The organism is Sphingomonas sanguinis (assembly GCF_019297835.1).
GTDB lineage: Bacteria > Pseudomonadota > Alphaproteobacteria > Sphingomonadales > Sphingomonadaceae > Sphingomonas > Sphingomonas sanguinis_D.
The window spans coordinates 657,054-683,987 of the sequence record NZ_CP079203.1; the positions used below are offsets into that span (position 1 = coordinate 657,054).

Below are 26,934 nucleotides of genomic sequence, written 5' to 3' on the forward strand. Positions count from 1 at the left end.
GCTCAGTCAAACCGTTAGAAAGTCACGCCAAACCGCGATACCGCTATCAGATTGCCACGCTTTTCCGTCGGTTGCGCCATTTGCGCGCGATCCAAACGCGCCAACCGAGCGCCGAGGCGGCATAGCCGATCACCGCGCACCCGCCGGTCAGCACGCACAGGCCCAGGCCGAAGGCAGGCCCCTGCTCCCACAGCCAGTGAAACGCGCTCAACGCCCATTGCAGCCAACCGGTCGCGGCTTCCGCCACCGGCTGGGTATTGATCGGCGTTTCGCTGCGCAACAGGAAGGTGCCGATGCGATAGGCAATGACCCAGATGATCGGCGTGGTCAGCGGATTGGTGATGAAGGTCGTCAGCGCCGCGACCGGCACATTGGCGCGGAAGGGCAGCGCGAAGACCGCCGCGATCGCGATCTGCGCGACCGGGAACAGGAACCCCGCGACCACGCCCAGCGCGACGCCGCGCGGCACCGACCGCCGCGTGAAGCGCCACAGCTCGGGCGCCAGCACACGGTGGGCGACCGGCCGGAGCAGCCGGTTGTTCTCCATCGAATCGCGGGTCGGCATGTTGCGCCGGACCCAAGCCAGGGAACGGCCCCACAAGGTGGGCACGGCCGAGGCCATCAGCCGCGATCGCGCAGGATACGGCCCTGCTCACGCTTCCAATCGCGTTCCTTGATCGAATCGCGCTTGTCGTGCGCCTTCTTGCCCTTCGCCAATGCCAGCTCCACCTTCGCGCGGCCGCGCGAGTTGAAATAGATCATCAGTGGCACCAGGGTCATGCCCTCGCGCGCCACCGCACCGTGGAGCTTGTTTATTTCGCGCTCATGAAGGAGCAATTTACGAGGGCGCTTGGCTTCGTGATTGAAGCGGTTGCCATGGCTGAATTCGGGGACGTTGGAATTGACCAGCCACACCTCTTCTCCGCGCACCTCGGCATAGGATTCCGCGATCGAGCCCTCGCCGAAGCGAAGCGACTTCACCTCGGTCCCGGTCAGGGCGATACCGGCCTCATAGGTCGTCTCGATGGCATAATCGAAGCGGGCGCGCCGGTTCTCGGCGACGATCTTCTTCTTGTCGAACGTTTGGGGTTTCGGGCGCATGGACGGGCCGATGTAGGCGTTGAATGCCGTCATGAAAAGCCGCTGATGACGGCATCATCCCGTTTCTGGAACGGGGCGTTCAGGGCTTGTGGCGGCCGCCCAGCGGGATGGTCAACCGGATCATGGCCCGTTTGCTCGGCATGCCACCGACATCCACCTGCTCGGCCTCCGCGGAAACCGTGCCGACGCCCGCTATTTCCTTGCGCGCCTTGGGCAGGGTCATGGGTTTAGAATAATCGGGAATGGTGCCGATCCGGTCCGCGTCGGACGACCGGCCGCAGACCACCACATCTTCGCCCGTATCGCCGGGCGGACAACGCCGCGCCGTCGTCGGCTTGCGCGGCGCAGGCAGAACGGGCCCGGCCACGGCACCCGCCTGCAAAGCGATCATCACCAGCGTCCACATCGGCCGACTCTCCCCATGCCGCCCATCGATCACACCGATGGTCGGCCGGGATTGCGGCCGAAGGAAGGCCCGGAAAAGAACGTTGGGGTCAGATCAATCCGGCATGGGTCAGCGCCGCATCGACCTGCGCGCGCGAAGCCTCGGAAGGCCAGGTCATGGGCAGGCGTACGCCTTGCGGGAAGTGCGGCATGATGCGGCTGAGCGCGTATTTGACCGGGCCCGGCGAGGCGTCGGTGAACATCGCCTCGTGCAGCGGGAACAGCCGGTCGTGCAGCTCCAGCGCCCGCGCCATGTCCCCGGCCGCGCAAGCCGCCTGGAAGTCGGCGCACAGGCGCGGGGCGACATTGGCCGTCACCGAGATGCAGCCCATCCCGCCCATCGCGTTGAAGGCGAGCGCTAGGTCGTCATTGCCCGACAGCTGACAGAAATCCGCCCCCAGCGCCCCGCGATGATGCGAAACGCGCGCAAGCGCCCCGCTGGCGTCCTTCACACCGACGAAGACTTGCGGCGCCGCGTTGACGACGCGGATCAGCGTCGCGGGCTGGATGTCGGTGACGGTGCGGCCGGGTACGTTATAGAGGACGATGGGCAGCGGCGCATTCTTCGCCAGTTCGGCGAAGTGAAGCGCGATACCCTCCTGGCTCGGCCGGTTATAATAAGGCGGCACCATCAGCGCGGCGTCGGCACCCGCTTCCTGCGCGGCCTTCAGATTTTCGATCGCGACGATCGTGTCGTTCGAGCCTGCCCCCGCGATCACCGGCACCCGGCCGCGCGCCTGATCGACGCACACGCGCACCACATGGAAATGCTCGTCCTTGGGCATCGTCGCCGCTTCGCCCGTCGTGCCGCAGGCGACCAGCGCCGTCGAGCCCTCGGAAATCTGCCATTCGACGAAATCCCGGAATTTCGCCTCGTCGAACGCTCCGCCGACATGACCGCCCTGATCGTCGAACGGCGTCACAAGCGCCGGAATGGACCCTGAAAACATGAGAGGAAATGCGCTCCTGCTGCGCCGAGTGGGACAATTTGTTCAGGACATGTACGGGTAGAGTCCCTATTCTGTCCACCATGATGGCATTGACGAAGGCGGGGGCGCTCCTCGCGACATTGGCAGGCTCGATGATCACGCCGGGCGGGCAGGACCAGCTCGACCGGTATCGCACGCAAATGGCGAATATGAGCCCCAACCAGGCGACGCAGGGGATGCCCGCCCCCGCCGACGGGGCAATCGCGGCGGCGCTGGCCCAGTGGCGCGCGCTGCAACAAACCGATTCGCTGCCCTTCGACAGCTATGCCGGGTTCTTGATGGCGCATCCCGGCTGGCCCGGCGAAGCGGGCAACCGCCGCGCGGCCGAGAAGCAGGCGGCGAACTTCACCGCCGCGCCGTCAAGCATCGTCGCCTATTTCCGGCGCTTCCCGCCCCAATCGGCGGCGGGCGGTGTCGCCTATGCCCGCGCCCTGCTCGCGACCGGCGCCCCTGGCGAAGCGGCGCAGGCAGCACGAACCGCCTGGCGACGCGGTGCGCTGTCGCCGAACGACGAAGCGCTGGTCATGTCGACCTTCGCGTCGGCCCTGACGCCCGAGGATCAGGATGCGCGCATGGATGCGCTGCTCTGGTCGGGGCAGACGAGCGCGGCCGCCCGCCAGCTCAACTATACCAGCGCCGCGCGGCGGCCGATCTTTGCGGCACGGCTGGCCTTCCGCACCAAATCGGCGGACGCGCCCAGCCTGTCGGCCTCGACCGCCGAGCTTTACGCAAACGATGCGGGCTATGTCGCCGACCGCGCCAGCTGGCTGCGCGATACGGGCGACAGCCTGACCGCGCGCTCCTGGCTTGCGCGTTCGCGACAGCTGGCCACCCGGCCGGGCAATGTCGAGAAATTCTACGAGGCGCTGCTCGTCAATGCGCGGGCGGCGGCGGCGGACAACCAGCTTCAGACCGCCTATGACATCGCGCGGCAGGTGGACGACGCCTATCCGGCGGGCACCGACGTTTCGACCAAGCCTTACGGCGAACGCGACGACTATACGAGCCTGGTCTGGCTGGCCGGGCAGACCGCGATGAAGCTGGCCCGCCCCGCCGATGCGATGACGCTGTTCGACCGCTATGGCCGAGGCAGTCAGTCCCCGCAGACGCGGGCGAAGGGCTTTTACTGGGCGGGCCGCGCGGCCGAGGCTGCCGGGCGATCAAGCGATGCCTCGGCTTTCTACAGCCGTGCGGCGCAATATCGCGACCAGTTCTACGGCCAGTTGGCACTTGAGCGCACCGGCCGTCCGCTCGTCGCTCCGCCCGCGATCGCCGCGACCAACGTGGCTCCTGCGGTACGCGCCGCCTTCGATGCACGCGAAACGGTGCGTGCGGCCAAGTTCCTGGGCCAGATCGGCCAGTGGCAGGACCAGACCGCCTTCGTTCGCCAGATCGCGGCCGACGCCGAGGACGAGAACGATCACCTGCTCGCGGCCGACCTGTCGCGCAGCATCAACCGGCCCGATCTCGCGGTCATGGTCGGACGCAGCGCGATGCAGAACGGGCTGACCGATTATTCGGCCGCTGGATTCCCGACCATTCCGGTGCCGACCGGCTATGAGCAGAGCTGGACGATCATCCACGCCATCGCGCGCCAGGAAAGCCAGTTCGACCGCGCCGCCGTCAGCCATGCGGGCGCGCGCGGCCTGATGCAGCTGATGCCCGCCACCGCCGCCGAGCAGTCGGGCAAGATCGGCCTGTCCTACTCGCCCGCCGCGCTGACCACCGATCCAAACCTGTCGATCCAGCTGGGCGCCAGTTATTTTGAGAGAATCCGGAATAACTATGGCAGCTATCCGCTTGCGATTGCCGCCTATAACGCGGGCGGCGGCAATGTGAACAAGTGGCTGCGCGCCAACGGCGATCCACGCACCGGCACCGTCGACATCGTCGACTGGATCGAGGCGATCCCCTATTCCGAGACTCGAAATTACGTGCAGCGGGTGCTGGAAAATGCGGTCGTCTATGACCTGATGAACCCCGCCCGAGCGACCAGTCGGGGGCCTACGCCGCTCAGCTGGTATCTGGGCAAGTCGTCGCGGCCGGGTTGATCGCGGGCACATAGGCAATAGAGGGGGGCGATGGATCGTCCCAACTATATCACCCCGGCGGGCTATGCCGCGCTGCGTCAGGAATATGAGGCGCTGTTCGCGGTCGAGCGGCCCAAGCTGGTCGACACGATTGCCTGGGCGGCGGGCAATGGCGATCGCTCCGAGAATGGCGACTATATCTATGGTCGCAAGCGGCTACGTGAGATCGACCGGCGGCTGGGTTGGCTGTCCAAGCGAATGAAGGCAGCCAAGGTGATCGATCCTGCCCGGCAGGAAGATCGCAGCAAGGTATGGTTCGGCGCGACCGTCACCATCGCGGACGAGGATGACAATGAGCGCGTCCTGACGCTGGTCGGCGATGACGAGGCCGATGCGGGTCAGGGTCGTGTCGGTTGGAACGCCCCGCTGGTTCGGGCGCTGCGTGGCGCGGCCATCGGCGATCTGCGGCGCGTGACGCTGCCTGCGGGAGAGCGGGAATATGAGGTGATCGCGATCTCCTATCCCGATGCGTAGCAACACAGGCAACAATTCGTTTCGCGTCCGATCCTTGCCTTGGGTCAAGTATCGGTGATGATCGTCGCATGAGGCCGCGATCGGCGCGGCCGTGTTTGCGAAAGTTGATCGACCATGCCCATTCCCGCCCGCTGGTCCGCACCGCTTCTGTCGCTGTTCCGGGCCGTGTTCGGACTGCTCTTCCTGTCGCACGGCGTGTCGAAATTCTTTGGCCTTCCGCCCTTTCCCATGCCGCTTAACCCCTTGCTGACGGCGGCGGGCGTGCTGGAGCTGGTCGGGGGTGCCCTGCTGCTGATCGGCCTGTTCACCCGTCCGGTGGCTTTCCTGCTTTCAGGTCAGATGGCCGTCGCCTATTTCATGGCCCATGCGCCGCAGGGCTTCCTGCCGCTGGCCAATGGCGGTGAAGCGGCGATCCTTTATTGCTTCGCCTTCCTCTACCTCGCGGCGGCAGGCGGCGGTTCGATCGGCATCGATGCGATGCGGCGTGGCGGCTGATCCGTTGCTCTGATAATCAGGGCGCCATGAACGCCCTGACCCGCAACATCGCGCTGCTCATCGATGCCGACAATGCCCAGTCGGCGGCCATCGACCCCGTCCTGACCGTGCTTGCCGAGCTGGGCACAGTCAATGTCCGCCGCGCCTATGGCAATTGGTCGAAGCCCGGCCTGAAGGGCTGGCGCGATGTCATGGTCAAGCACGGGATCGAGCCGCAGCAGCAGTTCGACCTGACCAAGGGCAAGAACGCCACCGACATGAAGATGACCATCGATGCGATGGACCTGCTGTTTCGGGGTCGGATCGACGGGTTCGGCATCATGTCGTCGGACAGCGACTTCATGCCGCTGGCTACCCGCATCCGGCAGGACGGCTTTCCAGTCTATGGCTTCGGCAACAGCCGCACGCCCGAGGCTTTCAAGCAAGCGTGCAGCCGCTTCATCGATGTCGGCGCGTTGATCGGCGAAGCGGCCCGCCCCGCCAGCGCCAAGCCGACGCCCGCCGATGTCCCACTCGCCGACTCGCTACCCCCGTCGATTGAGCAGTCCAAACGGACGGCTGGTACCCCGCGCCCGATCGACGAGGAACTGCTCAAGCTGCTGGTCGACGCCTATAACTCGGTGAAACGCGACGAACGTGGTTTTGCCAGCCTATCGGCGATGGGCCAGCTAGCGGGCAACCGGTCAAGCTTCGACACGCGCAATTTTGGCTTCAAGCGCCTGTCCGACCTGATCGAGGCGGTGCCCAATTTCCAGACTGAGCGACGCGAGGATGGCCGGACCTTCGTCAAACGGGTTCGCTAGGGCCTAGTCCCTCGGGTCAGGCATCGTCAGGGTCGCGCACGTACCCGGCGCGGCATCCTCGAAGCGCACCTCGCCGCGTAGTTGTCGCGCCAGGCTGGTAATCATCCGCATCCCCAGGCTGTGGCGTGAGGCCACCTTCATATCGAAATCGGCGGGCAGGCCCTGGCCCTTGTCGCGTACCGACAGGACGATCTGGCCTTCGCGGGCATGTAGGCCCACATCGATCACGCCGCCTTCCTCGCCATAAGCATATTTGATCGCGTTGGTCAGCAATTCGGTCAGCATCAGGCCGATCGGGATCGCGATATCGGCGTTCATCTCAATCGCCTCGATATCGCAGTGCACCTCATGATCCTTGGCCTGCTGCGCCAGCTGGTCGGCAATGCCGCAGGCCAGATCGTCGAGCGACACCATGCCCACCCGCTCGCTGCGCCAGAGCCGATCATGGGTCTGGGCGATCGCGGCGATACGCGCTTGCGCGTCGTTCAGCATCCGCAGGACGCGGGGGTCGTCATCCTCCTGCTTCTGGAGATTCAGCATCGCCGACACGAGGGCCAAGCTGTTCTTGACGCGGTGGCTGGCTTCGCGGGTCAGAAGCTGCTGATGCTCGACCGCTTCGGCCAGGCGGCGCTCCGCTTCCTGCCGTTCGATCGCGACACCGATCAGGTTCGCGAAACCCTGCATGAAGGCCAGATCGGCCTCCTCGAACCGGCCTTCGTCGGGGCTGTCCACCTCCAGCACGCCGTAACGCTGGCCGGACGCCTCAACCAGCACGTTGATCGCGCGGCGAATCTTGTGATCGGCCATGAATTGCGGCGTGCGAAACCGCTCTTCCTGGTCGAGATGGTTGGAAATGACCCCCTGCCCGGTCTGGAGCGCGAAGCCCGCGGGCGAGCCCAGGTCGGTTCGCATCTCGGTCGAGCCGACGACACCCGGCCCCCAGCCCACCCCGGCGCGAACGAGCAGCGTATCGCAATCCGCCTTATATTCCAGAAACTTGCAGAATGAAGATCGCATCCCTTCTGCACAAAGCTCGGTCGCGCGCTGCAACATCGGGTCGAGATCTCGGGCGCGCAACGCCTCTATCCCGAAGGCGGCGAGGACCGATTGCTGGCGGAGCCGATATTCCAACTGCCCTGCGCTGGCGATCGCACGATCCTCGCCTTGCGCCTGCTCCACTACCGCCATTCCCAACCGCGCCCTTTGTTACCCTATCGTTATAACGGACGAAATGGGGATTGGCCGCATCGCTTTAAACCCGTCGGCGCGGTCCCCATGCGACAACGCCCTCCCCGATCGCTCGGGAAGGGCGTCACACCGAAACGCAAACCGCTCAGATCAGCGGGTCAGTTTCTTATAGGCCAAACGCGTCGGACGGTCGGCGGCATCGCCCATGCGGCGACGCTTGTCCTCCTCGTACGACTCGTAGTTGCCCTCGAACCATTCGACATGGCTGTCGCCCTCGAACGCCAGGATGTGCGTGCAGAGGCGGTCGAGGAAGAAGCGATCGTGGCTGATGACCACCGCGCAGCCCGCGAAGGTCTCCAGCGCCTCTTCGAGCGCGCGCAGCGTTTCCACGTCCAGGTCGTTGGTCGGTTCGTCGAGCAGCAGGACGTTGCCGCCCTCCTTCAGCATCTTGGCCATGTGGACGCGGTTGCGCTCACCGCCCGACAGCTGGCCAACCTTCTTCTGCTGGTCAGGCCCACGGAAGTTGAAAGCCCCGACATAGGCGCGCGTGCCCAGTTCCTGCTTGCCGAAGCGGAAGACCTCGAGCTCGTCGGAGATTTCCTGCCAGACATTCTTGTTGGGGTCGAGGTCGTCGCGGCTCTGGTCGACATAGCCCAGCTTGACGGTCGAGCCGATCTCGATCGTGCCCGCATCGGGCTGTTCCTGGCCGGTGATCAGCTTGAACAGCGTCGACTTGCCAGCGCCGTTCGGCCCGATCACGCCGACGATACCGCCCGGCGGCAGCATGAAGTCGAGGTTCTCGAACAAGAGCTTGTCGCCATAGGACTTGGTCAGACCCTTGGCCTCGATCACCTTGCCGCCCAGACGCTCTGGGATCTGGATCAGGATCTGCGCCTTGCCCGCGACGCGGTTTTCCTGCTTCTCCATCAGTTCCTCGAACGCGCGGATACGCGCCTTCGACTTGGTCTGACGAGCCTTGGGGGTCTGACGCATCCAGGCCAGCTCGTCGGCGATCGCCTTCTGCTTGCCCGCCTCGTCGCGCTCTTCCTGCTCCAGGCGCTTGGCCTTCTTTTCCAGATAGCCGGAATAGTTGGACTCGTAGGTGTAGTAGCGGCCGCGATCGAGTTCGAGCACCCAGTTCACGACGTTGTCGAGGAAGTAGCGATCGTGGGTGACGAGGATGACGTTACCCGCATATTCCTTCAGGTAATTTTCCAGCCACGACACGCTTTCGGCATCGAGGTGGTTGGTCGGTTCGTCGAGCAGCAGCACGTCGGGCTTTTCGAGCAGCAGCTTGCAGAGCGCCACGCGGCGCTTTTCACCACCCGACAGGCGCGACACGTCCGCGTCACCCGGCGGGCAGCGCAGCGCTTCCATCGCCTGTTCCAGCTGGCTGTCGAGCGACCAGCCATCGACCGCATCGATCTTGGCCTGAAGCTCGCCCATCTCTTCCATCAGGGCGTCGAAGTCGGTGTCGTCCTTCGGGTCACCCATCTCGGCAGAGATGGCGTTGAAGCGATCGACCAGGTCAGCGATCGGGCGCACGCCGTCCTTGACGTTGCCCATCACGTCCTTCGACGGATCGAGCTGCGGCTCCTGCGCCAGATAGCCGACGCGCACGCCGTCGGCGGCCCAGGCCTCACCGGTGAAGTCGGTGTCCATGCCCGCCATCACCTTCATCAGCGTGGACTTGCCCGCGCCGTTCGGGCCGATGATCGCGATCTTCGCGCTCGGCAGGAACTGGAGGTGGATGTTGTTGAGGACAGGCTTGTTGGCGCCGGGGAAGGTCTTGGTCAGACCCTTCATCACATAGGTATATTGGACGGCCATGGCGGCGCGGGGCTCCGTGCTTTTTGCGACTGTGGGATATTTACCCGCCCATGTAGTGGGTGCGCGGGCGGTTGGCAAACGGGACCGGCTGCGCAACACTCTGGCCCATGAAGCGCTTTCTTCTCGCGGCCTTGACCGCCTCCGCCCTATCCTCGCCCACCCTCGCGCAGCGGACCCCGCCGCCCCCGCCCGCCACGGTTTCGCCCGAAGTCGATCGCCTTCGCGACGCGGCGCTGACCGACACCGTGGCCTGGGACATCGTCGAGGGGCTGACCACCGAGGTCGGCCAGCGGCTGGCGGGGACCGAGGCCGAAGCCCGCGCACGGGCCTGGTCGGTCGCCAAGCTGACTGCGCTGGGCTTCAAGAATGTGCGGATCGAGCCGTACCGGATGCCGGTCTGGGAGCGCGGGGCCGAGAGCGCCGAGATCATCGCCCCCTTCCCGCAGAAGTTGACGCTGGCCGCGCTGGGCAATTCGGGTGCGACGCCGGCGGCGGGGCTGACCGGCGAGGTCGCGGTCTTTCCCAGCATGGCGGCGTTCCAGTCGGCCCCCGATGACGCGATCCGGGGCAAGATCGTCTATATTGGCAATGCCATGCCCCGGACGCAGGACGGTTCGGGCTACGGCGCCTATGGCACCGCGCGCTTTACCGGACCGGCGCTGGCGGCGAAGCGCGGTGCGGTCGCGATCGTCATCCGCTCGATCGGCACCGACCATCACCGCTTTCCGCATACCGGCACGACCAATTTCCCCGACGCGTTAAAGCCCATCCCGGCCGCCGCCCTGTCCGTCCCCGATGCCGAGCAGCTGGAGCGGATCGCCAGCCGTGGCCAGCCGGTTCGCATGAAGCTCGTCCTGACCCCGCGCATGGTCGGCACCCGCGAATCGGGCAATGTCATCGCCGAGGTGCCTGGCAGCGATCCGTCGGCGGGCATCGTGCTGGTCGGCGGACATCTCGACAGCTGGGACCTTGGCACCGGCGCGATCGACGATGCCAGCGGCATTGCCATCACCGCAGCCGCAGCCAAGCGAATCATGGACGCAGGCCAGCCGCGTCGCACCATCCGCGTCGTCTGGTTCGGCGCCGAGGAAGTCGGGGGCATGGGCGGAGATGCCTATGCCAAGGCCCATGCGGGCGAGCGTCACGCCACGGCATCGGAAAGCGACTTCGGCGCGGACCGGGTCTGGCGGTTCGAGGTCAATTTGCCCGCCAGCGCCGAGCACGTCGCCGACCGGCTCCAGACAGCGCTCGCGCCGCTGGGCATCACGCGGGGCAGCGGGTTGGGCGGCGACGGCACCGACGTCGGCCCCACGCTGAAGCTCGGCACCGCCGCGATCGATCTGAACCAGTCGGGGTGGGATTATTTCGATACCCATCACACGCCCGACGACGTATTGGATCGCGTCGATCCGGCCTCGCTTCGCCAGAATGTCGCCGCCTGGACCACCATGCTGGCGGTCGTCGCGAACGCACCGGAGGCCATCGGGCCGGTCACGCCGCGCTGATCCGTCGGTTTTCCGGTAACGATTTGGTAACGCCAACGCCTTGAAAAAGCCTGATCCGTGCCATCGGTTCGTCGCGAACCTTGCGATCCGATGAATTTTGCGGATTGACCGCGATGAACCGCACGTTATTTGAGCCGCTTCGCGACGGCATTCGGGCCGGCCGCGATTTTTGCTTTGCTTGGGAGCATTCGAATGAAGAAGATCGCTTTCGTTCTCGCTGCCGCCGGCCTGATGTCCGTCGCTGCCTGCAACAAGTCGCCTGAAGCCGCTGCCGTTGAGAACAACGCAGACATGCTGGCCGACAACATGGAAATGCAGGCCGACAACATGGAAGCGGTTGCCGACAACACCTCGAACGGTGCTGCCGCTGCCTCGCTCGAGAACGCCGCTGACAACATGAACGCCGCTGCCGACAACGTCCGTGACGCTGCCGACGCCAAGGCGGACAACATGCAGTAATAGTCGCCTCGGACCTTCGGGTCCGAAGCGCCGACTGCTATGTCGGAAAAGGGCGCTTCCCTTCGCGGAAGCGCCCTTTTTCTTTGCCCGATTTCCTGTGCAAAAGATGTCGCGCAACGCTTGCGAAGTTCGCCCGCATCACGCTAACGACATCTTCGGTGGGGCCTGTAGCTCAACGGTTAGAGCTGGCCGCTCATAACGGCTAGGTTGCGGGTTCGAGTCCTGCCGGGCCCACCAATTTCCTGACCCGATCAGGCGATATGCAACGAAGCCTGGTTGATCCGGCTGATCTCGACCAACACGTCGGACGTCTCGACCGAGAGATCGCGAACCTCCTCCGCCACTACCGCAAACCCACGCCCCTCGTTTCCCAGCCTCGCCGCCTCGATGCTGGCATTCAGCGCCACCATCCGTGTGTTGGCCGATATGCGCCCGACCCGCTCCAGCATGGCCGCCGTCTGCCGCGTCAGCTCTTCGCGCTGTTCGTTGACCCGCTTCAGATTGCGCTCGTGGGTCACATCGACAAAGGTAAGCACCGCGCCGCCATCGGACTGCGGGTGATAGGTGACCTCGAGCACTTTGCCGTCGTCGAAGTGATGGTCGAACTGGCGGCGCGCGCTTTCCCGCGCCCATTCCCGGTGATTGTTCAGAACCGTCGCTTTGCGATCCCGACACCATCCGACCGCGGTTCCGATACGGTCGAGATAGTCCTTTAACGAAGAGCCTGCCGTCACGACGTTGTCCGCCAGCCCAAACATGCGACTGACATATTGGTTAATCAGGACAATTTTTTCGTCCCGATCATAGATCACGATACCATGACGGACATGTTCCATCACCAGCGTCAGCTGCTCCGCCGCATTTACCGACACTGGCAAACCCCATCTCGTTCTAACTTATGTTGTCGATAGCATGTAATGCGCCGAATGAAAGTGCATCGCATTTTTACTTATGAAATCAGCCTTGCCGGGCCTGTATCTGCTCTTCTAAGGTGTCCCCCAAAGCTACTGATGAAGGACCAGAATTATGGCGGTTAAGGGCGACCCGAAGGTCATCGAATTTCTGAACGAGGCGCTCAAGAACGAGCTGACCGCGATCAACCAGTATTTCCTGCACTACCGGCTGCTCGACCATTGGGGCGTCTACAAGCTCGCCCAGTTCGAATATCACGAATCGATCGACGAGATGCGCCATGCCGACTGGCTGGCCGAGCGCATCCTGTTTCTGGACGGGCTTCCCAATTTTCAGCTGCTGGGCCGCCTGCGTATCGGCGAGACGGTCGAGGAAGTGCTCAAGGGCGATCTGGCCATCGAGGTCGAGGCCGTTGCGCAGCTCAAGGAAGCCATCGCCTATTGCGAGGAAGTCCGCGACTATGTCAGCCGCGACCTGTTCCAGCGCATTCTGGCGAGCGAGGAAGAGCATGTCGACACGCTGGAGCGCCAGTTCGAGATGATCGCGCGCATGGGCATCCAGAACTATATCCAGCTGAACGCCATGGCAGAAAACGACACGCCCAAGTCGGGCGCGGCGCCGCACCTGCAGGGGTGAGGTTTGCGGGGCGGGTCTGATGGCCCGCCCTATTTTAACCTACGATCCCCCCGTTCAGCCTGAGCGAAGTCGAAGGCCACGGAAAAACGCTGGGTTGCGCCTCTGGGCGGATGCCGCCCCTTTGCCTTCTACTTCGCTCAGGCTGAACGCAGCGTGGGAGTAGGGTCGCCTACTCTCAGTCCTTCTTGTCGAACGGGTTCTTCGGTGCCCGCAGCGTCAGCCGGACCGGCACCGCGCCGAAGCCAAGCTCCCGCCGCATCGAATTGACCAGATAGCGCTCATAGCTGGCGGGCAACTGGTCCACGCGCGTCCCGAAGATAACGAAGCTCGGCGGACGCGACTTGATCTGCGTGACGTAACGCAGCTTGATCCGCTTGCCGCCCGGCGCTGGCGGCGGATTGGCGTCCACGGCCTTTTCAAACCAGCGGTTCAGTTCGCCCGTCGGCACACGCTTCGACCAAGCGGCGCGCGTCTCGAACGCCGCCTCGATCAGCGTATCCAACCCCTTGCCGGTCGCGGCCGACACCGCGAGCAGCGGCACGCCCTTGACCTGGCTGAGCCCGTCTTCCAGCGCCTTGCGGACGCCGTTGAACAGCGATGACGGATTTTCCGCCACGTCCCATTTGTTGAGCGCGATTAGAAGGGCGCGCCCTTCTTCCAGTACCCGGTCGGCGATGCGCAGATCCTGGGATTCCAGGCCAAGCGTCGCGTCGAGCAGCAGCACGACGACCTCGGCAAAGTCGACCGCGCGCAGGGCGTCGGCAACGGACAGCTTTTCCAGCTTGTCCTGTACCTTCGCCTTTTTGCGCATACCGGCGGTGTCGATCAGCCGGACCTGCCGCGTCTCACCGTTGCGGTCGTGCCATTCCCAGTCGATCGCGATGGAGTCGCGCGTGATCCCGGCTTCGGGACCGGTAATCAGGCGATCCTGACCCAAGAATCGATTGATAAGCGTCGACTTGCCCGCATTGGGACGTCCGACGATCGCCAACTTCAGCGGAGCGAAGGGGTTTTCGAGATCGACTTCCTCCTCTTCCTCGACTTCACGGTCGATAAAGGGAAGCAGCGCCTCGAACAGATCTCCCACGCCTTCGCCATGTTCGGCCGACAGCTGAACCGGATCGCCGAAGCCCAGTGCCAGCGCCTCCAGGATGCCTTGTTCGGCCGCACGGCCCTCCGCCTTGTTGGCGGCGAGCACGATCGGGGTGTCGGAGCTGCGCAGCCAGCGGGCAATTTCCTCGTCCAGCGGCATGATGCCCGCGCGCGCGTCGACCAGGAACAACGCGACATCGGCCTCGCCGACCGCCGCCTCGGTCTGGCGGCGCATCCGGCCGGGCAGCGTGTCGGGGTCTTCGTCTTCGTAGCCCGCCGTGTCGATGATACGGAAATCCAGGCCGAGCAGATGTGCGTCGCCTTCGCGTCGGTCACGCGTCACGCCGGGCCGGTCGTCGACCAGCGCCAGCTTCTTTCCGACCAGACGGTTGAACAGCGTCGACTTGCCGACATTGGGACGGCCGACGATCGCGACGATAGGGAGATTAGCCATCGCCGTCCGTTAGCGAAAGGCAAGCCTTTCGTCACGCGTATAGCGATACAAATGCGCCGCCCCGTGGAACAAATGTCCCACGGGGCAATATCGCATCACTTGAAGGCTGTAACCCGACCCTTCTGGTCGAGAACATAGAGCACATTGTTGGCGACGATAGGCGGCAGCGCGAACGGCGTCTTGGTGTCGACCGTCGCCTGGATCGATCCGTCCCCCGGATTGGCGTAGACGATCTGCCCTTCCGAATTGGTCAGGATCAGGCGGTTGCCCGCCAGCACCGGACCGAACCAGGTGATTGCGCCGGTCTTCTTCTTTTCCTTGTGGAAACGCTGAAGCTGCGCGATCCAGCGAGCCTTACCGCTCGACCGGGCCAGCGCGACCAGACGGGCATCGTCGGTGACGAGGAAGATCCACTCGCCCGCGATCCACGGGGTCGAAAGCCCGGCGAAATTCTGTTCCCACAGACGCTGGCCGGTTGACAGTTCCAGCGCGACCATACGGCCGCCCTGACCCAGCGCATAGACGCGGCCCTGATCGATCACCGGCGCGGCGTCGATGTCCGACAGCGTCGAGACCGAGGTCGAGATGCTGGTCCGCGACAGCGCATCCTGCCACAACAGACGTCCGTTTTCGTAGCGATAGGCGTTCAGCTCACCGCTGGAGAAACCGGCAACGACGGTACCCTGGCTGGCCGACGGAGCAGCGACGCCGTACACGCCCTGCGTCTCCAGCGTGCCCTGCCCGGCCCAGACGATCTTACCGTCCGCCTGGTTGATCGCATAAAGCTGATTGTCCTGGGTCAGGACATAGACATTGCCGTTGGCGATCGTCGGTGAACCGCGCAGCGGGCCGCTGGGCTTGGCGCGCCACAGCACCTTGCCGTCGGCCGCGCTGGCCGCGATCACGTCGCCCAGACCATCGGAGGCGAAGACCGTGCCGCTGTCATAGCTGGCACCGCCGCCGAAGCGGGCCAGACGATTCTCGTCCCCCTCGGTGATGCCGGTCGACCACAGCCGCGCGCCGGTGTCGGCGTTCATCGCAACCAGATTGCCCTCGACATCGACGACGAACAGCTTGCCCTCGGCCACGACCGGGGCGGCGCCCAGCGGATCGCGCGCCGAACCGCCGTTGATCGTCGCGGTCCACAGACGCTGGGGTTGCTCCGCCAGCGCGAGCTGCCCCATCGACTTGGAAGCGTTGCCGCCGGGCTGCGACCATTCGGGGTTCGCCTCGGGCGCGGGCAGCAGCACCTGCACGTCGGCGATCGTCTTATCCGCCTCGACCCCCGTTTCCGAAACCAGGATCGGCACACGGTTGCCGATGGTCGGCGTCTTCTTGGGCGCGCTCTTGAATACCCCGCAGGCGCCCAGCGCCATCAGCGCGGCGAGCGCTGCCGAGGTGCGGAAATGCTTCGTCATTGGGTCTTGGTGTCCTCACTCTGGCCGACCGCGTCGACCCCCAATACGCCGGCCATCTGAACCGCACGTTGCCGCAACGTATCGGGCACATCCTTGTCGCTGGCAATCTGGCCGAACAAACGGCCCGCCTGATCGCGCTTGTTCATGCGCAGATAGGCCACCGCGACCATCTCGCCCGCGCTGCCGAAATAGGCGTTGCCGGGAACCGCCATGCCGCCCAGTCGGGCGACGACCGCCTCGGGCTTCATCGTGTCATATTCGGCCATGGTTTGGCGGATCACCGCCAAATCGCGGAACGGCTGGGCCAGCGAGGTGTCCTTGGCGATCGCGGCGAAACGGGCCGCGGCGCCCTTCATGTCGTCGCGCTGAAGCAGGATGTCCGCCTGGGTGAACTCGGCAAGCGCGCGATAGGCGTCGACATTGGTGTTCGACAGTGCCTTCAGCTTCTCGCCCGCCGTCTTGGTGTCGTTCTGACCCAGCGCGTCATAGGCCGCCTGCAACTGCTCGCCATCGACGCCCGCTGCCTCATGTTGGCGATGCTGCCAGTAAAGATAGCCGCCGAACGCCGCGAGCGCGACGACGATCGCCGCGCCGACGATAAGGCCCCACCGGGTCCAGAAGGTCGTCAGCCTTTCGCGACGCAGTTCGTCGTCGACCTCGCTCATGAAGGCCTGGCTGGATTGGGGCGTTAGGGCCAAGACGGGCTCCGCTATTCTGGATCAAGGCAATATGGAAGCCGCGACCTTTAGCGAGGAGCGGCCCCCGTGGGAAGCGGGCTTGGCTTATCCCCCATCGCGAGGCGCATAGATCTGCTCCGGCCCCGGAAAGCGCCTGGCGCGGACATCCTCGGCATAGGCGCGCGCCGCCTCGCCGATCCGCTCGCCCATCGTCTCGTAACGGCGCACGAAGCGGGCGGTGCGGTCGAACAGACCCAGCATGTCTTCCCCCACCAGCACCTGCCCGTCGCACTCGGCCGACGCGCCGATACCGATGGTGGGGCAGGCGACGCGCTTGGTGATCTCGATCGCGATCGGCTCGACCACGCCTTCGATCACCACCGAGAAGGCACCCGCCTCCGCCACGGCCACCGCGTCGGCGATGATCTTCTCGGCCTCCTCGGGCGTACGGCCGCGCGCGCCATACCCGCCCAGGACGTTGACCGCCTGCGGGGTCAGGCCGACATGGCCCATCACCGGGATGCCCCGCTCGACCAGGAAGCGGACGGTCGGGGCCATCGCGACGCCGCCCTCCAGCTTGACCGCCGCCGCGCCCGTTTCCTTGAGCAGCCACGCGGCATTCTCGAACGCCTTTTCCGGGCTGGCCTCATAGCTGCCGAACGGCAGGTCGATGACGACGACTGCGTGATAGCTGCCCCGCACGACCGCCGCACCATGCGCCGCCATCATCTGGAGCGTGACCGGCACGGTCGAGGGCAGGCCGTAGATCACCTGCCCCAGGCTGTCGCCGACCAGCAGCATGTCGCAATGCGGATCGAGCAGCTGCGCCGAGCGCACCGTATAGGCGGTCAGCATGACCAGCGGCGTCTGCCCCTTGGCGCGGCGGATGGCGGGCACGGTTAGCCGCTTCATCGGCGCGGGCGTGGGGGTGGCGCGGCTGGTCGCGGTGTCGAGCGTGTAGGTCGTGGACATGCCAAGGCCTCTACCCCGTGTGCGCCGTGCGCTCCACCCCCTTGGTCCGTCAGAAGATTTCGGCGTAGACCTCGGGTTTGAAGCCGACCGTCAGGGTGCCTTCACGATCGAGCACCGGCCGCTTTATGAGCGAGGGCTGGGCCTGCATCAGCCGGATCGCCTTGTCGGCATCGATGTCCTGCCGGTCGGCCTCGTCCAGCTTGCGGAAGGTCGTGCCCGCGCGGTTGAGCAGCTTTTCCCAGCCGACCTGATCGACCCAGCGGCCCAGCGTGGCTTCGTCGATGCCCTCCGTCTTGTAGTTGTGGAAGCGGTAGGTGACGCCGTGCTGGTCGAGCCAGACGCGGGCCTTCTTCATCGTGTCGCAATTGGGGATGCCGTAGAGGGTGATGGTCATATTGCCTCGAGTTCAGGAAGTCCGGCGCGTTTTAGCCAAAGGCAGCAGGACAGGGGAAGCGTAGCCTTCGACTTCGCTCAGGCTGAACGGCTGTTGGGATGTGCGGCCTTGCCCCCCCACTCCGTTCAGCCTGAGCGAAGCCGAAGGCCAAGGGAAATCCCTCGCATTCTAACCCGCAGCAATTCGCGCAGGCTGGCGCCCCCCTCCCCGCGCCGCTATCCCGTCGTCATGCAGGACCACCCCTTCTACGCGCTTCACACCCATGGCCTGATCCGCGTCGCCGCCGCGACGCCCGCCGCCTCGGTCGGGGATGCCGCCGCCAATGCGCGGGCCATGCTCGATCTGGCACGCAAAGCGGATGAGGACGGGGTCGACCTGATCGTCTTCCCCGAATTGTCGCTGACCTCCTACGCGATCGACGACCTGCATTTGCAGGGCGCGATGCACGCGGCCACGCTGGCGGCGCTGGGCGAGATGGTGGATGCCAGCGCCGCGCTGTCGCCGGTCATGCTGGTGGGCGCGGCGCTGCCCCGCAACGGGCGGCTCTATAATTGCGCGGTCGTCATCGCGCGTGGGCGCATTCTGGGCGTCGTGCCGAAGACCTTCCTGCCCAATTACCGGGAATATTACGAGAAACGCTGGTTCGCCAGCGGCGCGGGACTAACCGGGCTGACGATCGAGTTGGACGGCCAGAGCGTGCCCTTCGGCACCGACCTGATCTTCGCGGCGGAGGATGCTCCCGGCTTCGTCGTCCATGCCGAGATTTGCGAGGATTATTGGGCGCCTACCCCGCCCTCGACGCTGGGGGCGCTGGCCGGAGCGACGATCTGTTGCAATCTGTCGGCGTCCAACATCGTGATCGGCAAAGCGCGCGACCGGGCGATGCTCGCCGCCGCCCAGTCCGCCCGCGCGGCTTGCGCGTATGTCTACTCGGCGGCAGGGATCGGCGAGAGCACGACCGATCTGTCCTGGGACGGTCAGGGCCTGATCCACGAGCTGGGCGAGACCATCGCCGAGTCCGAGCGTTTTCTGCGCGAACCCGCCCTCACCACCGCCGATATCGATGTCGAACGGATCGTGCAGGAGCGGCTTCGCTTCGGCACGTTCAACGATGCCGCCGCGTTCGCAGGCCACCCCGAGCAGCGCTTCCGCCGGATCGGTTTCGTGCACGGAGCCGAGGTCAGCGATCGGGGCCTTCGCCGCGCCGTCCACCGCTTCCCCTTCGTGCCCGACGATCCCGCCCGGCGCGACGCGGACTGTTACGAAGCCTATAACATCCAGGTCGAGGCGCTGGCGAAGCGGCTGGACGCCAGCCGAGCCCAGACGCTCGTCATCGGCGTTTCCGGCGGATTGGACTCCACCCATGCGCTGATCGTCGCGGCGAAGGCGACCGACCGGCTGGGCTGGTCGCGCGATCGCATCCTGGCCTTCACCATGCCGGGCTTTGCGACCGGCGAAGGCACGAAGGCGCATGCCTGGTCGCTGATGCGCGCGCTGGGCGTCACGGCGGAGGAAATCGACATCCGCCCCGCCGCCCATCAGCTCCTGGAGGACATGAGGCACCCCTTCGCGCAGGGCGAGCCGGTCCATGACGTGACGTTCGAGAATGTGCAGGCGGGCCTACGAACCGATTATCTCTTCCGTCTCGCCAACCAGCGTGGCGGCATCGTGCTGGGCACGGGCGATCTATCCGAGCTGGCGCTGGGCTGGTGCACCTATGGCGTCGGCGACCAGATGAGTCATTATGCGGTCAACGCGGGCGTGCCCAAGACGCTGATCCAATTCCTGATCCGCTGGTGCATCCGTACCGGCCAATATGACGACGCCACCAATCAGGTGCTGGCCGCGATCCTGGCCCAGGAAATTTCGCCCGAGCTGGTTCCAGCGGACGCCAGCGGCGCGATGCAGTCGACCGAGGCGATGATCGGCCCCTATGCGCTGAACGACTTCTTCGCGCATTACGTCATCCGCTATGGCCTGAATCCATCGAAGATCGCCTTCCTCGCTTGGCACGCCTGGCATGATGCAGAGGCAGGCGGCTGGCCCGAGGACCTGCCGCAGGACGCGCGCGTCGCCTATGACCTGCCGACGATCCGGCATTGGCTGGAGCGGTTCCTGACCCGTTTCTTCCAGACCAGCCAGTTCAAGCGATCGGCCCTGCCCAACGGGCCCAAGGTTTCGCCCGGCGGCGCCCTGTCGCCGCGCGGTGACTGGCGCGCGCCATCGGATGGGACGGCTTCCGTATGGTTACAGGAACTTAACCAAGCTGTTCCGCATACGTAATACACACTTGGCAGTTCATGACGATCGGGTCTATGCTGACACACTAAACCGTCACATTTACCGTTAATTACAGGCTCCTCCCGGCCTGTCGGCACGAGAGAATCCATGAGCCTTGTCGTTCGCACCCTGTCGGAGCAGATCTTCACGATCATTCGCGAGCGGATCATCAGCGGCAACCTGCCAGAGGATCAGCCGATCCGGCAGGACGCGCTGGCCAATGAGTTGGGGGTCAGCAAGATTCCGCTGCGCGAGGCGCTCGCCCGGCTGGAGCAGGAAGGGCTGCTGACCAGCCAGGCCAATCGCGGCTTTTTCGTCCGCTCGCTGGGCGCGGGCGAAGCGGAGGAGATTTACGAACTCCGCCTCGCCCTGGAACCCGACGCGGCGGCGCGGGCCTCACGCGTGGCGACAGCGGACGACCAGGCCATTGCACGCGAGGCGCTGACCGCATTGGATGTCGCGGCCCGCGACGCATTGCATGAGGTTGCGCACCGGAACCGCGCCTTTCACCTGGCACTCGTCCGCCCGCTCGGTGCCGCGTTGACCTTTCAGTTGATCGAACGGTTACAAGTGCTCGCCGAACGCTATGTCGTCCAGCACCTGAAGCCCGCCGGTCGTGAAGACCGCGCGCATGAGGAGCATCATGCACTGCTCGACGCCTGGCTGGCACGGGACGAGGCACGGGTGGCGGCCTTTCTGACCGAGCATATCGGTGCGACCCTGGTCGACCTGCGCGCCCAGCTTATCCGCTGATCCCCGTCATCCGGGCGGGGGGCTGTAGGGCGTGGTGATGATACGGGCACCGCGCCGATAGGTCAGATAGCGCCACAGCCATTGCAGGCTGACTCGGATACGCTGCGCGAAATTGACCAGCAGCACGACATGGACGATCGCCCAGAGCATCCAGGCCGGATAGCCCTTCATCCGGAAACGACCGAAATCGAAGATCGCGGCATGCCGCCCGATGATCGCCGCATTGCCGCGATTGTGGAAGCGGAAGGGCTTCGGCGCCGCTCCGCCGGTCAGTTCCGCCCTTAGCGCCTTGCCCAGATAATCGCCCTGCTGCTGCGCGACCTGCGCCAGACCGGGCAAGGGCTTGCCGTCTTCGTTCAGACAGGCCGCGACATCGCCCAGCGCATAGACATTCTCCAGCCCCTCGACGCTCAAATCGGGGCGCACCGCCACGCGTCCGTCCGGTCCCGGCACCACGCCGAGGAGGGAGGCGGCCCCCGTCGGCGCGACGCCCGCCCCCCAAAGGACGGTACGCGCGGGGATGAACCGGCCGCCGGCGGTCAGCCCTTCGGCGGTAATCGCCTCGACCGGCATGTCCGTCATCACCTGGACGCCCAGCCGCGCGAGTGCGCGTTCGGCATAGGTGGCGAGCGAGTCGGGAAAGGCCGACAGGATACGCGAGCCGCCCTCGATCAGGATGATCTTCGCCGTTTCCGGCCGAATCCTGCGGAAGTCGGAGGTCAGGGCATAGCGGGCGAGTTCGGCGACAGACCCGGCCAGTTCCACGCCGGTCGGGCCGCCACCCACGATGACGAACGTCATCAGGGCCTCGCGATCCGCAGCGCCGTCACGCTCCGCTTCCTCGAACGCGCCCAGAACGCGCGACCGGATGACCCGCGCCTCCTCGATCGACTTGCAGGCGGGGGCATAGCGACGCCATTCGTCATGGCCGAAATAGCTGCTGGTCGATCCGGTCGCGACGACCAGCCGATCGTAACGGAGCGTCTCGCCGGTCGCGAGTGCCACCTGTCGCGCATCGGTATCGACCTGCGCGACCTCGCCCAGCACCACCCGGATATTGGGATAGCGGCCGAGCACATGCCGGATCGGCTCGGCGACATCGGCGGGGGACAGTGCGGCGGTGGCCACCTGATACAGGAGCGGCACGAACAGATGATAATTGTTGCGATCGACGACGGTCACGCGCACCGGCGCGCGGGCCAGACGCTGTGCCGTCGCCAGCCCGGCAAAGCCCGCCCCGACGATCACCACATGCGGCCAATTGGGATCGACGCCCGTCGCTGTCATATCTGCGCCTCCGTCATCAGGTTCAGAACGTCACGGCGATCTTGCCGAAATGCCCTCCGCTCTCCTGCAGGCGGAAGGCCTCGCCAAGGTCGCCCAGCCCAAAGCGGCGGTCAATCACGGGTCGGAACGCCGCATCGTCGAGCGCGCGGACGAACTCCATCTGCATCCGGCGGCTGCCGACGATCAGGCCCTGGAGCCGTGCCTGCTTGCTCATAAGGGTCGCGGTCGGCACGTCGCCCGCTATGCCGGTCAGCACGCCGATCAGGTGGAGATGCCCGCCGATCCGAACCGCGTCGATCGACTGGGCCAGCGTTCCCGGCCCGCCGACCTCGACCACATGGTCGACACCCTCGCCCGCCCATTCATGGGCGAGCTTTCCCCATTCGGGGTGGGTTCGATAGTTGATCGTATGCGCGGCCCCCAACGAACACGCCCGCTCCAGCTTCTCGTCGGAGGACGAGGTGACGACGACCTGCGCCCCCATCATCCGGGCGATCTGAAGCGCCCAGATCGACACGCCCCCTGTCCCGAGCACCAGCACCCGGTCACCCGCTTTCAACCCGCCATCGACGACCAGACTGCGCCATGCGGTCAATCCGGCGGTCGTGATGGTTGCGGCTTCCGCATGGTCATAACCCCTGGGTGCGCGGGTGAAGGCGGTGGCCGGGACGACCACCAGCTCGCAGGCATAGCCGTCGATCCCGTCACCCGGCACCCGCGAGAAATCGCCGATCCGGGGCGGCCCTTCCTGCCAGTCGGGGAAGAAGCAGGAGACGACGGCATCGCCCGCAACGAAGTCGGTCACGCCCTCGCCGACCGCCTCGACGACGCCCGCGCCGTCCGCCATCGGGATGCGCCCATCCCCGGTCGGCATCCGGCCCGACACGATCCCATAGTCATGATAGTTGAGCGATGTGGCGTGCAACCGGACTCGGATCATGCCCGGCCCCGGCGCACCGGGGTCGGGTCGGTCGACCGGTCGCAGACGCTCCAGTCCGCCCGGTGCGTCGAGGATCATCGCCTTCATGCCATTGCCTTCATCGCTGTCTGCCTATGAAAAACCAACGCGGCGCCTGCGCGATGCGATCCCTCAGCCGGTCGCCAGCAACCACCCGTCGGGCAGGAAATCGACTGACATATAATAATAAAAGGCGCAGCTGCCGTCGCCACCGCGATAGCTGCCGCCCTTAACGATGCCGTAAGCGATGCCGCCCAGAAACACCGGTCCGCCGCTATCGCCGCTACGACAGGTCGGTCCGCGCACTGCTACCCAGGTCGGCGTGCAGCCACCGCCGCACAGGTCTCCGGCCGGGGCGAAATCAGGTATCCAGACTTCGGCACAGCTATAGCCGGTCCGCTCGCCGCGGTGGCAGACGATGTCGCCCGCGCGGGTCTGGTCGCGGGATCGCTGCCCGGTCACGCTGCGGCTGACCGTCTTGGCCGTGTCGCTCCAGAAGGCGGGAAGCAGTGGCACGGGGCTGCCATTCACCTGCACATCCTGATAGCCCCATCCCCATTGCCCCAGAAAGGGCAGCGGATGCTCGCGGCGCTCGGCATCGGTCCAGACCAGATTGTCGGGGCAATGGGCGGCGGTGACGACCGCGCTGTCACGCCCACGCCGAACGACGAAGCCGCTGGTGCAGGCATAGCGTCGACCATTGCCGGGATCGATACCGGTCAGCCGCGCGCCACCTTGAAGGTCGGCCAGATCGCTGTCTGGCGCATCTAGCGTCGCGATCCGCACCGGCACGCCTGCGATCCGGGCGATCCGGTCGCGCAAGGCATCGCCCGGCTCCGCTTCGGCATCCGCGCGCGAGACCATCACGACCAGCGCTCCGATCCGGGGATCGACACCGATGCCTGGCGGCTGGGTTAGGCTCGCGCGTATCTCCGTCTGGTGGAGCGCCAGGGCGACGATCAGCTGGCTATGGGTCGCATAGGCGCCGGTGCGAAAGCGGACCATAACCGGGCTGCCTGCCACCTGCGCCACCCGGTCGGCAACGGGCTCGTCCCCAATCAGCAACAGGTCGATATGAAACGGCGCGTGACCGACCGACAATCCGGCAAGGCGATCGGCGAACTCGGCCTTCAGCGCATCGGTCAGCGGCACCGACGCCTCCTGCACCGCCAGTTCCCGCGCGGCCGCCGTCTGCGTCTGTCCGGACAGCGCGGCATATTCCGCTGCATCCAGTTCGAGCGCTGCTCGACCATCCAGCGGCAGCCTGCCCTGCGCGACTGCGGGGTTGGGTGACAACAGGCACATGGCAACGAGCACGAGCACGAGCAGGAAAGCCCATCTATCCCGCCAAAAAGATTTGCGCTGGTTATATCCCATCGAATTGGTATGTATTACTCATGAGGAGCCGATGAGCGGCGATACACGGGATAAACCATCAAGGGGACCGAATTGATGTTGCGACGCCATGCCCTTCCGCTGCTTCTGATCGCCTCCGCCCTGCCGCTGGCCGCCTGCTCCAAGTCGGAGCCTGCCGACACCGCCGGCATCGACAATGGCGGCGTGGTGAATGACGAGGTTCTGGCCAATGACGAGGGGGCTGTCGACGCCAACGCGACCTTCGGGAACGATGCGCTGCTCGACAATGAGGTGGCGCCGGGCGGTGCGAACGCCAGCTAGACTTTCCTTCGGTGGCGCGGGCCCGTCCGGGCCTGCTCACCGCTCCTGCCTCGCCAAAGGAAGCTCCCTGTGGCGATTCACTGGCCCGGTGGTCGAAAAGACCGCCGGGCCGTTTTTGTCAGCGTTCGGGAATGCCCAGCGTGCGCAGGACGCGCATATCCTGTTCGACCACCCCGGCCGAGAAGCGCTCGATCAGGCGCTGCGCCTGACGCCACATACCCGTGGGCGCGGGCGCCGCACGCGGCGGGGACAGGAGACGGCCACCACAGATCGTCGCCAGCGTGGAGCCGTGCATGGCACCGTCAACGACCAAAGATGGAAAGGGCAAGGCGGCTTCCGGCGAGGCGAAAAGCTGACCGCCTTGCCGGTCCAGCGCATCGGCGGATGGGGGCTGGAAGAACAGCGCACCCGCGACCCGTGAGACATAATGGCTGGGCGACAGCCGCGCCCACCAGATGCTGGCCAGGCAAGCGGCGCCCTCGGCAACGAGCAGCACAGCCTTGTCGGCATGAGCGACCGCATGATCCAGCCGGGTCGCCCAGATATCGCGCGCCTCGCGGGACGCGCCGTCGAATGGAAGCTGAAGGTCGCCCTGACGGGGCCATGCGAACAGGCTTTCCCAGGGCATCTCGCGTTCGCGGCCGGGGTGGCCCGCCATCGGCAGGGTGATGATCGAGAATGGATCGTTCAGACGCAGTCCGGCCGCCATGGTCTTCTCCGTCACTGACCCCATCAAGGTACGTCAGTTTCGGGGAAGGGCAAGAGGGCACGGACGCGTGCCCGCCTCACCCTGCCTTGATCGGAAGGCTTACTGGGCCGTGATGGGGCGGGCCAGCTTGCGCGAATCGCTGAGCGCGGTGGCGATGCTGTCGACCATCAGCTCATACTGGTCGGGCGTATAGCCGGCGGCCAGGAAGGCGCGGACCTCGTGCGAAGGCACGCTGTAGCCATGGTGCCAGCTGAGCACCGCCATCCGGCGCAGCGCCTCCAGCGAGGGGTCCGCCAGGCGCGGATTGCGCGTGTCGCCGAAGATGCTGCCGACCGCACGGATCAGCTTGGTCGGCTCGCGCAGGCTGGACAGGCGATCGCGGCGGGCGAGCGCCACGACCTGCCATTCCAACGCGGACAGACGGGCGTCCGGGCGGATGGCGGCCGCGCCCTGCTGCGCGATGGCGGCATCGACCGCGATCCGTGCGGCGCCGATTTCCTGAAAAGCGACATAGGCCATGATGCAAACCCCTTTTTACGGCGCAAGACACCCTGCCCCGGCCAGCATCACGCCCACCCGAGGAAGCGGCACCGGGCCGCCCATCCTGCTGTCTCGCCATGTTCAAACGCGAAGGTGAGGATCACCTTCCATACCGGCCGGTATATTAATCTGCCGTACAGCCGTCAACGATTTTCATACCAACCGGTATTAAAAATTTTCGCTCAATGCGAAGGCCATAGCGCCAAGGCTGCATCGACCATCGATTGCAACTGTTCCGAAGGCACGCCGGAGCCTGCCTGAACGCCCATGCCCTGTAGCACCGCGAAGATCAGACTGGCCAAGCCCGACGGATCGACATTCGGCGGCAGATCGCCCTCGTCCACGGCCCGCTGGAACCGTGCGACGATCGCGGCCTGCGACGACGCCCGCCGCGCCACCACCATCGCCTTGATCGACTCGGCTTCCGAACCGCAAGCGACAGAGTGGATGACACCCAGACAGCCCTTCGGTTCCCATTGGCAGGTCATCGCCATCAATGCGCCGCGCAGCAGATGCTCGGCCACACCGCGTGCCGTAGGCTGATTCAGGGCTTCGCGGATGTAAGCGAGCTTCTCCGCCTCGTAAAGGTCGAGCGCCTTGTGGAACAGCGCCTCCTTGTTGCCGAAGGCGGCGTAGAGGCTGGGCTTGGTGATGCCCATCGCCTCGGTCAGGTCGGCCATTGAGGCGCCTTCATAGCCCTTGCTCCAGAAAACCCGGAGCGCGGAGGCCAGCGCCTGATCGGTGCAGAATTCGCGCGGGCGGCCCTTACACGCGGGCAAAGCATTTTCCATAACGGT

28 protein-coding genes and 1 tRNA gene are annotated in these 26,934 nt (G+C 65.5%); 11 read left to right on the top strand and 18 right to left on the bottom strand.

Annotated features, from left to right (window positions below):
• Positions 1-46: 46 nt before the first annotated feature.
• The 4 genes from KV697_RS02805 to dapA form a co-directional block, all read right to left on the bottom strand.
• Complete coding sequence (locus tag KV697_RS02805; RefSeq protein ID WP_056434844.1) at positions 47-622, bottom strand: DUF2062 domain-containing protein; 576 nt, start codon at positions 620-622, stop codon at positions 47-49.
• Positions 622-1,101: an SsrA-binding protein SmpB gene (gene smpB / locus KV697_RS02810; protein WP_007403364.1), complete on the bottom strand. Its 480-nt coding sequence runs from the start codon at positions 1,099-1,101 to the stop codon at positions 622-624. The genes KV697_RS02805 and smpB overlap by 1 nt, the downstream gene beginning before the upstream one ends.
• Positions 1,102-1,180: 79 nt before the next feature.
• A complete protein-coding gene (locus KV697_RS02815; protein WP_219020019.1) occupies positions 1,181-1,507 on the bottom strand; it encodes a 5'-nucleotidase in 327 nt (108 codons plus the stop codon).
• An 88-nt stretch (positions 1,508-1,595) separates the two neighbouring features.
• Complete coding sequence (gene dapA / locus KV697_RS02820) at positions 1,596-2,495, bottom strand: 4-hydroxy-tetrahydrodipicolinate synthase (RefSeq protein ID WP_219020020.1); 900 nt, start codon at positions 2,493-2,495, stop codon at positions 1,596-1,598.
• Between the two features lie 80 nt (positions 2,496-2,575).
• On the opposite strand from dapA, the gene KV697_RS02825 reads away from it, so the two are divergent.
• The 4 genes from KV697_RS02825 (at position 2,576) to KV697_RS02840 (ending at position 6,396) form a co-directional block, all read left to right on the top strand.
• Positions 2,576-4,585, top strand: a complete 2,010-nt coding sequence (locus tag KV697_RS02825) for a lytic transglycosylase domain-containing protein (protein WP_219020021.1) — start codon at positions 2,576-2,578, stop codon at positions 4,583-4,585.
• A 30-nt stretch (positions 4,586-4,615) separates the two neighbouring features.
• Positions 4,616-5,098 carry a transcription elongation factor GreB gene (gene greB, locus KV697_RS02830; RefSeq protein ID WP_219020022.1) on the top strand — a complete coding sequence of 161 codons (483 nt, stop codon included), beginning with the start codon at positions 4,616-4,618 and terminating at the stop codon, positions 5,096-5,098.
• A gap of 114 nt (positions 5,099-5,212) precedes the next feature.
• Positions 5,213-5,593 (top strand): DoxX family protein, encoded by a 381-nt coding sequence (locus tag KV697_RS02835; RefSeq protein WP_219020023.1) that lies wholly within the window; start codon positions 5,213-5,215, stop codon positions 5,591-5,593.
• Positions 5,594-5,619: 26 nt separating this feature from the next.
• On the top strand, positions 5,620-6,396 hold the full coding sequence (locus tag KV697_RS02840) for an NYN domain-containing protein (protein ID WP_219020024.1): 777 nt from the start codon (positions 5,620-5,622) through the stop codon (positions 6,394-6,396).
• A gap of 3 nt (positions 6,397-6,399) precedes the next feature.
• Here KV697_RS02840 and KV697_RS02845 read toward each other — a convergent pair whose 3' ends face one another.
• Both KV697_RS02845 and ettA read right to left on the bottom strand, forming a co-directional pair.
• Complete coding sequence (locus tag KV697_RS02845) at positions 6,400-7,584, bottom strand: sensor histidine kinase (protein WP_257575566.1); 1,185 nt, start codon at positions 7,582-7,584, stop codon at positions 6,400-6,402.
• A 150-nt stretch (positions 7,585-7,734) separates the two neighbouring features.
• Positions 7,735-9,414: an energy-dependent translational throttle protein EttA gene (gene ettA, locus KV697_RS02850; protein WP_219020025.1), complete on the bottom strand. Its 1,680-nt coding sequence runs from the start codon at positions 9,412-9,414 to the stop codon at positions 7,735-7,737.
• Positions 9,415-9,521: 107 nt separating this feature from the next.
• On the opposite strand from ettA, the gene KV697_RS02855 reads away from it, so the two are divergent.
• From KV697_RS02855 to KV697_RS02865, 3 genes are all read left to right on the top strand, one after another.
• Positions 9,522-10,919: a M20/M25/M40 family metallo-hydrolase gene (locus KV697_RS02855; RefSeq protein ID WP_219020026.1), complete on the top strand. Its 1,398-nt coding sequence runs from the start codon at positions 9,522-9,524 to the stop codon at positions 10,917-10,919.
• 192 nt (positions 10,920-11,111) lie between these two features.
• A complete protein-coding gene (locus KV697_RS02860) occupies positions 11,112-11,378 on the top strand; it encodes a hypothetical protein (RefSeq protein ID WP_219020027.1) in 267 nt (88 codons plus the stop codon).
• Between the two features lie 161 nt (positions 11,379-11,539).
• Positions 11,540-11,615: transfer RNA gene (locus KV697_RS02865), tRNA-Ile, on the top strand.
• Positions 11,616-11,629: 14 nt separating this feature from the next.
• On the opposite strand, the gene KV697_RS20250 is transcribed toward KV697_RS02865, so the two are convergent.
• Positions 11,630-12,250 (bottom strand): PAS-domain containing protein, encoded by a 621-nt coding sequence (locus tag KV697_RS20250; protein WP_306822677.1) that lies wholly within the window; start codon positions 12,248-12,250, stop codon positions 11,630-11,632.
• A 154-nt stretch (positions 12,251-12,404) separates the two neighbouring features.
• Here KV697_RS20250 and bfr point away from each other — a divergent pair, with 154 nt between their 5' ends.
• On the top strand, positions 12,405-12,926 hold the full coding sequence (bfr, locus tag KV697_RS02875; RefSeq protein WP_219020028.1) for a bacterioferritin: 522 nt from the start codon (positions 12,405-12,407) through the stop codon (positions 12,924-12,926).
• Positions 12,927-13,101: 175 nt separating this feature from the next.
• On the opposite strand, the gene der is transcribed toward bfr, so the two are convergent.
• From der to KV697_RS02900, 5 genes are all read right to left on the bottom strand, one after another.
• Complete coding sequence (der, locus tag KV697_RS02880) at positions 13,102-14,472, bottom strand: ribosome biogenesis GTPase Der (protein ID WP_219020029.1); 1,371 nt, start codon at positions 14,470-14,472, stop codon at positions 13,102-13,104.
• A 95-nt stretch (positions 14,473-14,567) separates the two neighbouring features.
• Positions 14,568-15,890: an outer membrane protein assembly factor BamB family protein gene (locus KV697_RS02885; protein ID WP_219020030.1), complete on the bottom strand. Its 1,323-nt coding sequence runs from the start codon at positions 15,888-15,890 to the stop codon at positions 14,568-14,570.
• Positions 15,887-16,555 (bottom strand): tetratricopeptide repeat protein, encoded by a 669-nt coding sequence (locus tag KV697_RS02890; protein ID WP_257575570.1) that lies wholly within the window; start codon positions 16,553-16,555, stop codon positions 15,887-15,889. The genes KV697_RS02885 and KV697_RS02890 overlap by 4 nt, the downstream gene beginning before the upstream one ends.
• A gap of 117 nt (positions 16,556-16,672) precedes the next feature.
• Positions 16,673-17,539 (bottom strand): 3-methyl-2-oxobutanoate hydroxymethyltransferase, encoded by an 867-nt coding sequence (gene panB / locus KV697_RS02895; protein WP_219020032.1) that lies wholly within the window; start codon positions 17,537-17,539, stop codon positions 16,673-16,675.
• A 49-nt stretch (positions 17,540-17,588) separates the two neighbouring features.
• Positions 17,589-17,933, bottom strand: coding sequence for an ArsC family reductase (locus tag KV697_RS02900; RefSeq protein WP_219020033.1), 345 nt, complete (start codon positions 17,931-17,933; stop codon positions 17,589-17,591).
• Positions 17,934-18,161: 228 nt separating this feature from the next.
• Between KV697_RS02900 and KV697_RS02905 the strand changes: the two genes are divergently transcribed.
• Positions 18,162-20,216 (top strand): NAD(+) synthase, encoded by a 2,055-nt coding sequence (locus tag KV697_RS02905; protein ID WP_219020034.1) that lies wholly within the window; start codon positions 18,162-18,164, stop codon positions 20,214-20,216.
• A gap of 105 nt (positions 20,217-20,321) precedes the next feature.
• Positions 20,322-20,966 carry a GntR family transcriptional regulator gene (locus KV697_RS02910; protein ID WP_219020035.1) on the top strand — a complete coding sequence of 215 codons (645 nt, stop codon included), beginning with the start codon at positions 20,322-20,324 and terminating at the stop codon, positions 20,964-20,966.
• 6 nt (positions 20,967-20,972) lie between these two features.
• Here the strand turns inward: KV697_RS02910 and KV697_RS02915 are convergent, their stop codons facing one another.
• The 3 genes from KV697_RS02915 to KV697_RS02925 form a co-directional block, all read right to left on the bottom strand.
• Positions 20,973-22,253, bottom strand: a complete 1,281-nt coding sequence (locus KV697_RS02915; protein WP_219020036.1) for an NAD(P)/FAD-dependent oxidoreductase — start codon at positions 22,251-22,253, stop codon at positions 20,973-20,975.
• A 22-nt stretch (positions 22,254-22,275) separates the two neighbouring features.
• Positions 22,276-23,280 (bottom strand): zinc-dependent alcohol dehydrogenase family protein, encoded by a 1,005-nt coding sequence (locus KV697_RS02920; RefSeq protein WP_219020037.1) that lies wholly within the window; start codon positions 23,278-23,280, stop codon positions 22,276-22,278.
• A gap of 63 nt (positions 23,281-23,343) precedes the next feature.
• A complete protein-coding gene (locus KV697_RS02925) occupies positions 23,344-24,516 on the bottom strand; it encodes a S1 family peptidase (protein ID WP_219020038.1) in 1,173 nt (390 codons plus the stop codon).
• 147 nt (positions 24,517-24,663) lie between these two features.
• On the opposite strand from KV697_RS02925, the gene KV697_RS02930 reads away from it, so the two are divergent.
• The gene (locus tag KV697_RS02930; RefSeq protein WP_219020039.1) at positions 24,664-24,888 is read left to right on the top strand and encodes a hypothetical protein; all 225 of its coding nucleotides are present in this window, start codon (positions 24,664-24,666) and stop codon (positions 24,886-24,888) included.
• Between the two features lie 118 nt (positions 24,889-25,006).
• On the opposite strand, the gene KV697_RS02935 is transcribed toward KV697_RS02930, so the two are convergent.
• The 3 genes from KV697_RS02935 to KV697_RS02945 form a co-directional block, all read right to left on the bottom strand.
• Positions 25,007-25,597, bottom strand: coding sequence for an alpha/beta hydrolase (locus tag KV697_RS02935; protein ID WP_219020040.1), 591 nt, complete (start codon positions 25,595-25,597; stop codon positions 25,007-25,009).
• 99 nt (positions 25,598-25,696) lie between these two features.
• A complete protein-coding gene (locus KV697_RS02940; protein WP_219020041.1) occupies positions 25,697-26,116 on the bottom strand; it encodes a hypothetical protein in 420 nt (139 codons plus the stop codon).
• A 203-nt stretch (positions 26,117-26,319) separates the two neighbouring features.
• Positions 26,320-26,928, bottom strand: coding sequence for a TetR/AcrR family transcriptional regulator (locus KV697_RS02945; protein ID WP_219020042.1), 609 nt, complete (start codon positions 26,926-26,928; stop codon positions 26,320-26,322).
• Positions 26,929-26,934: the final 6 nt, after the last annotated feature.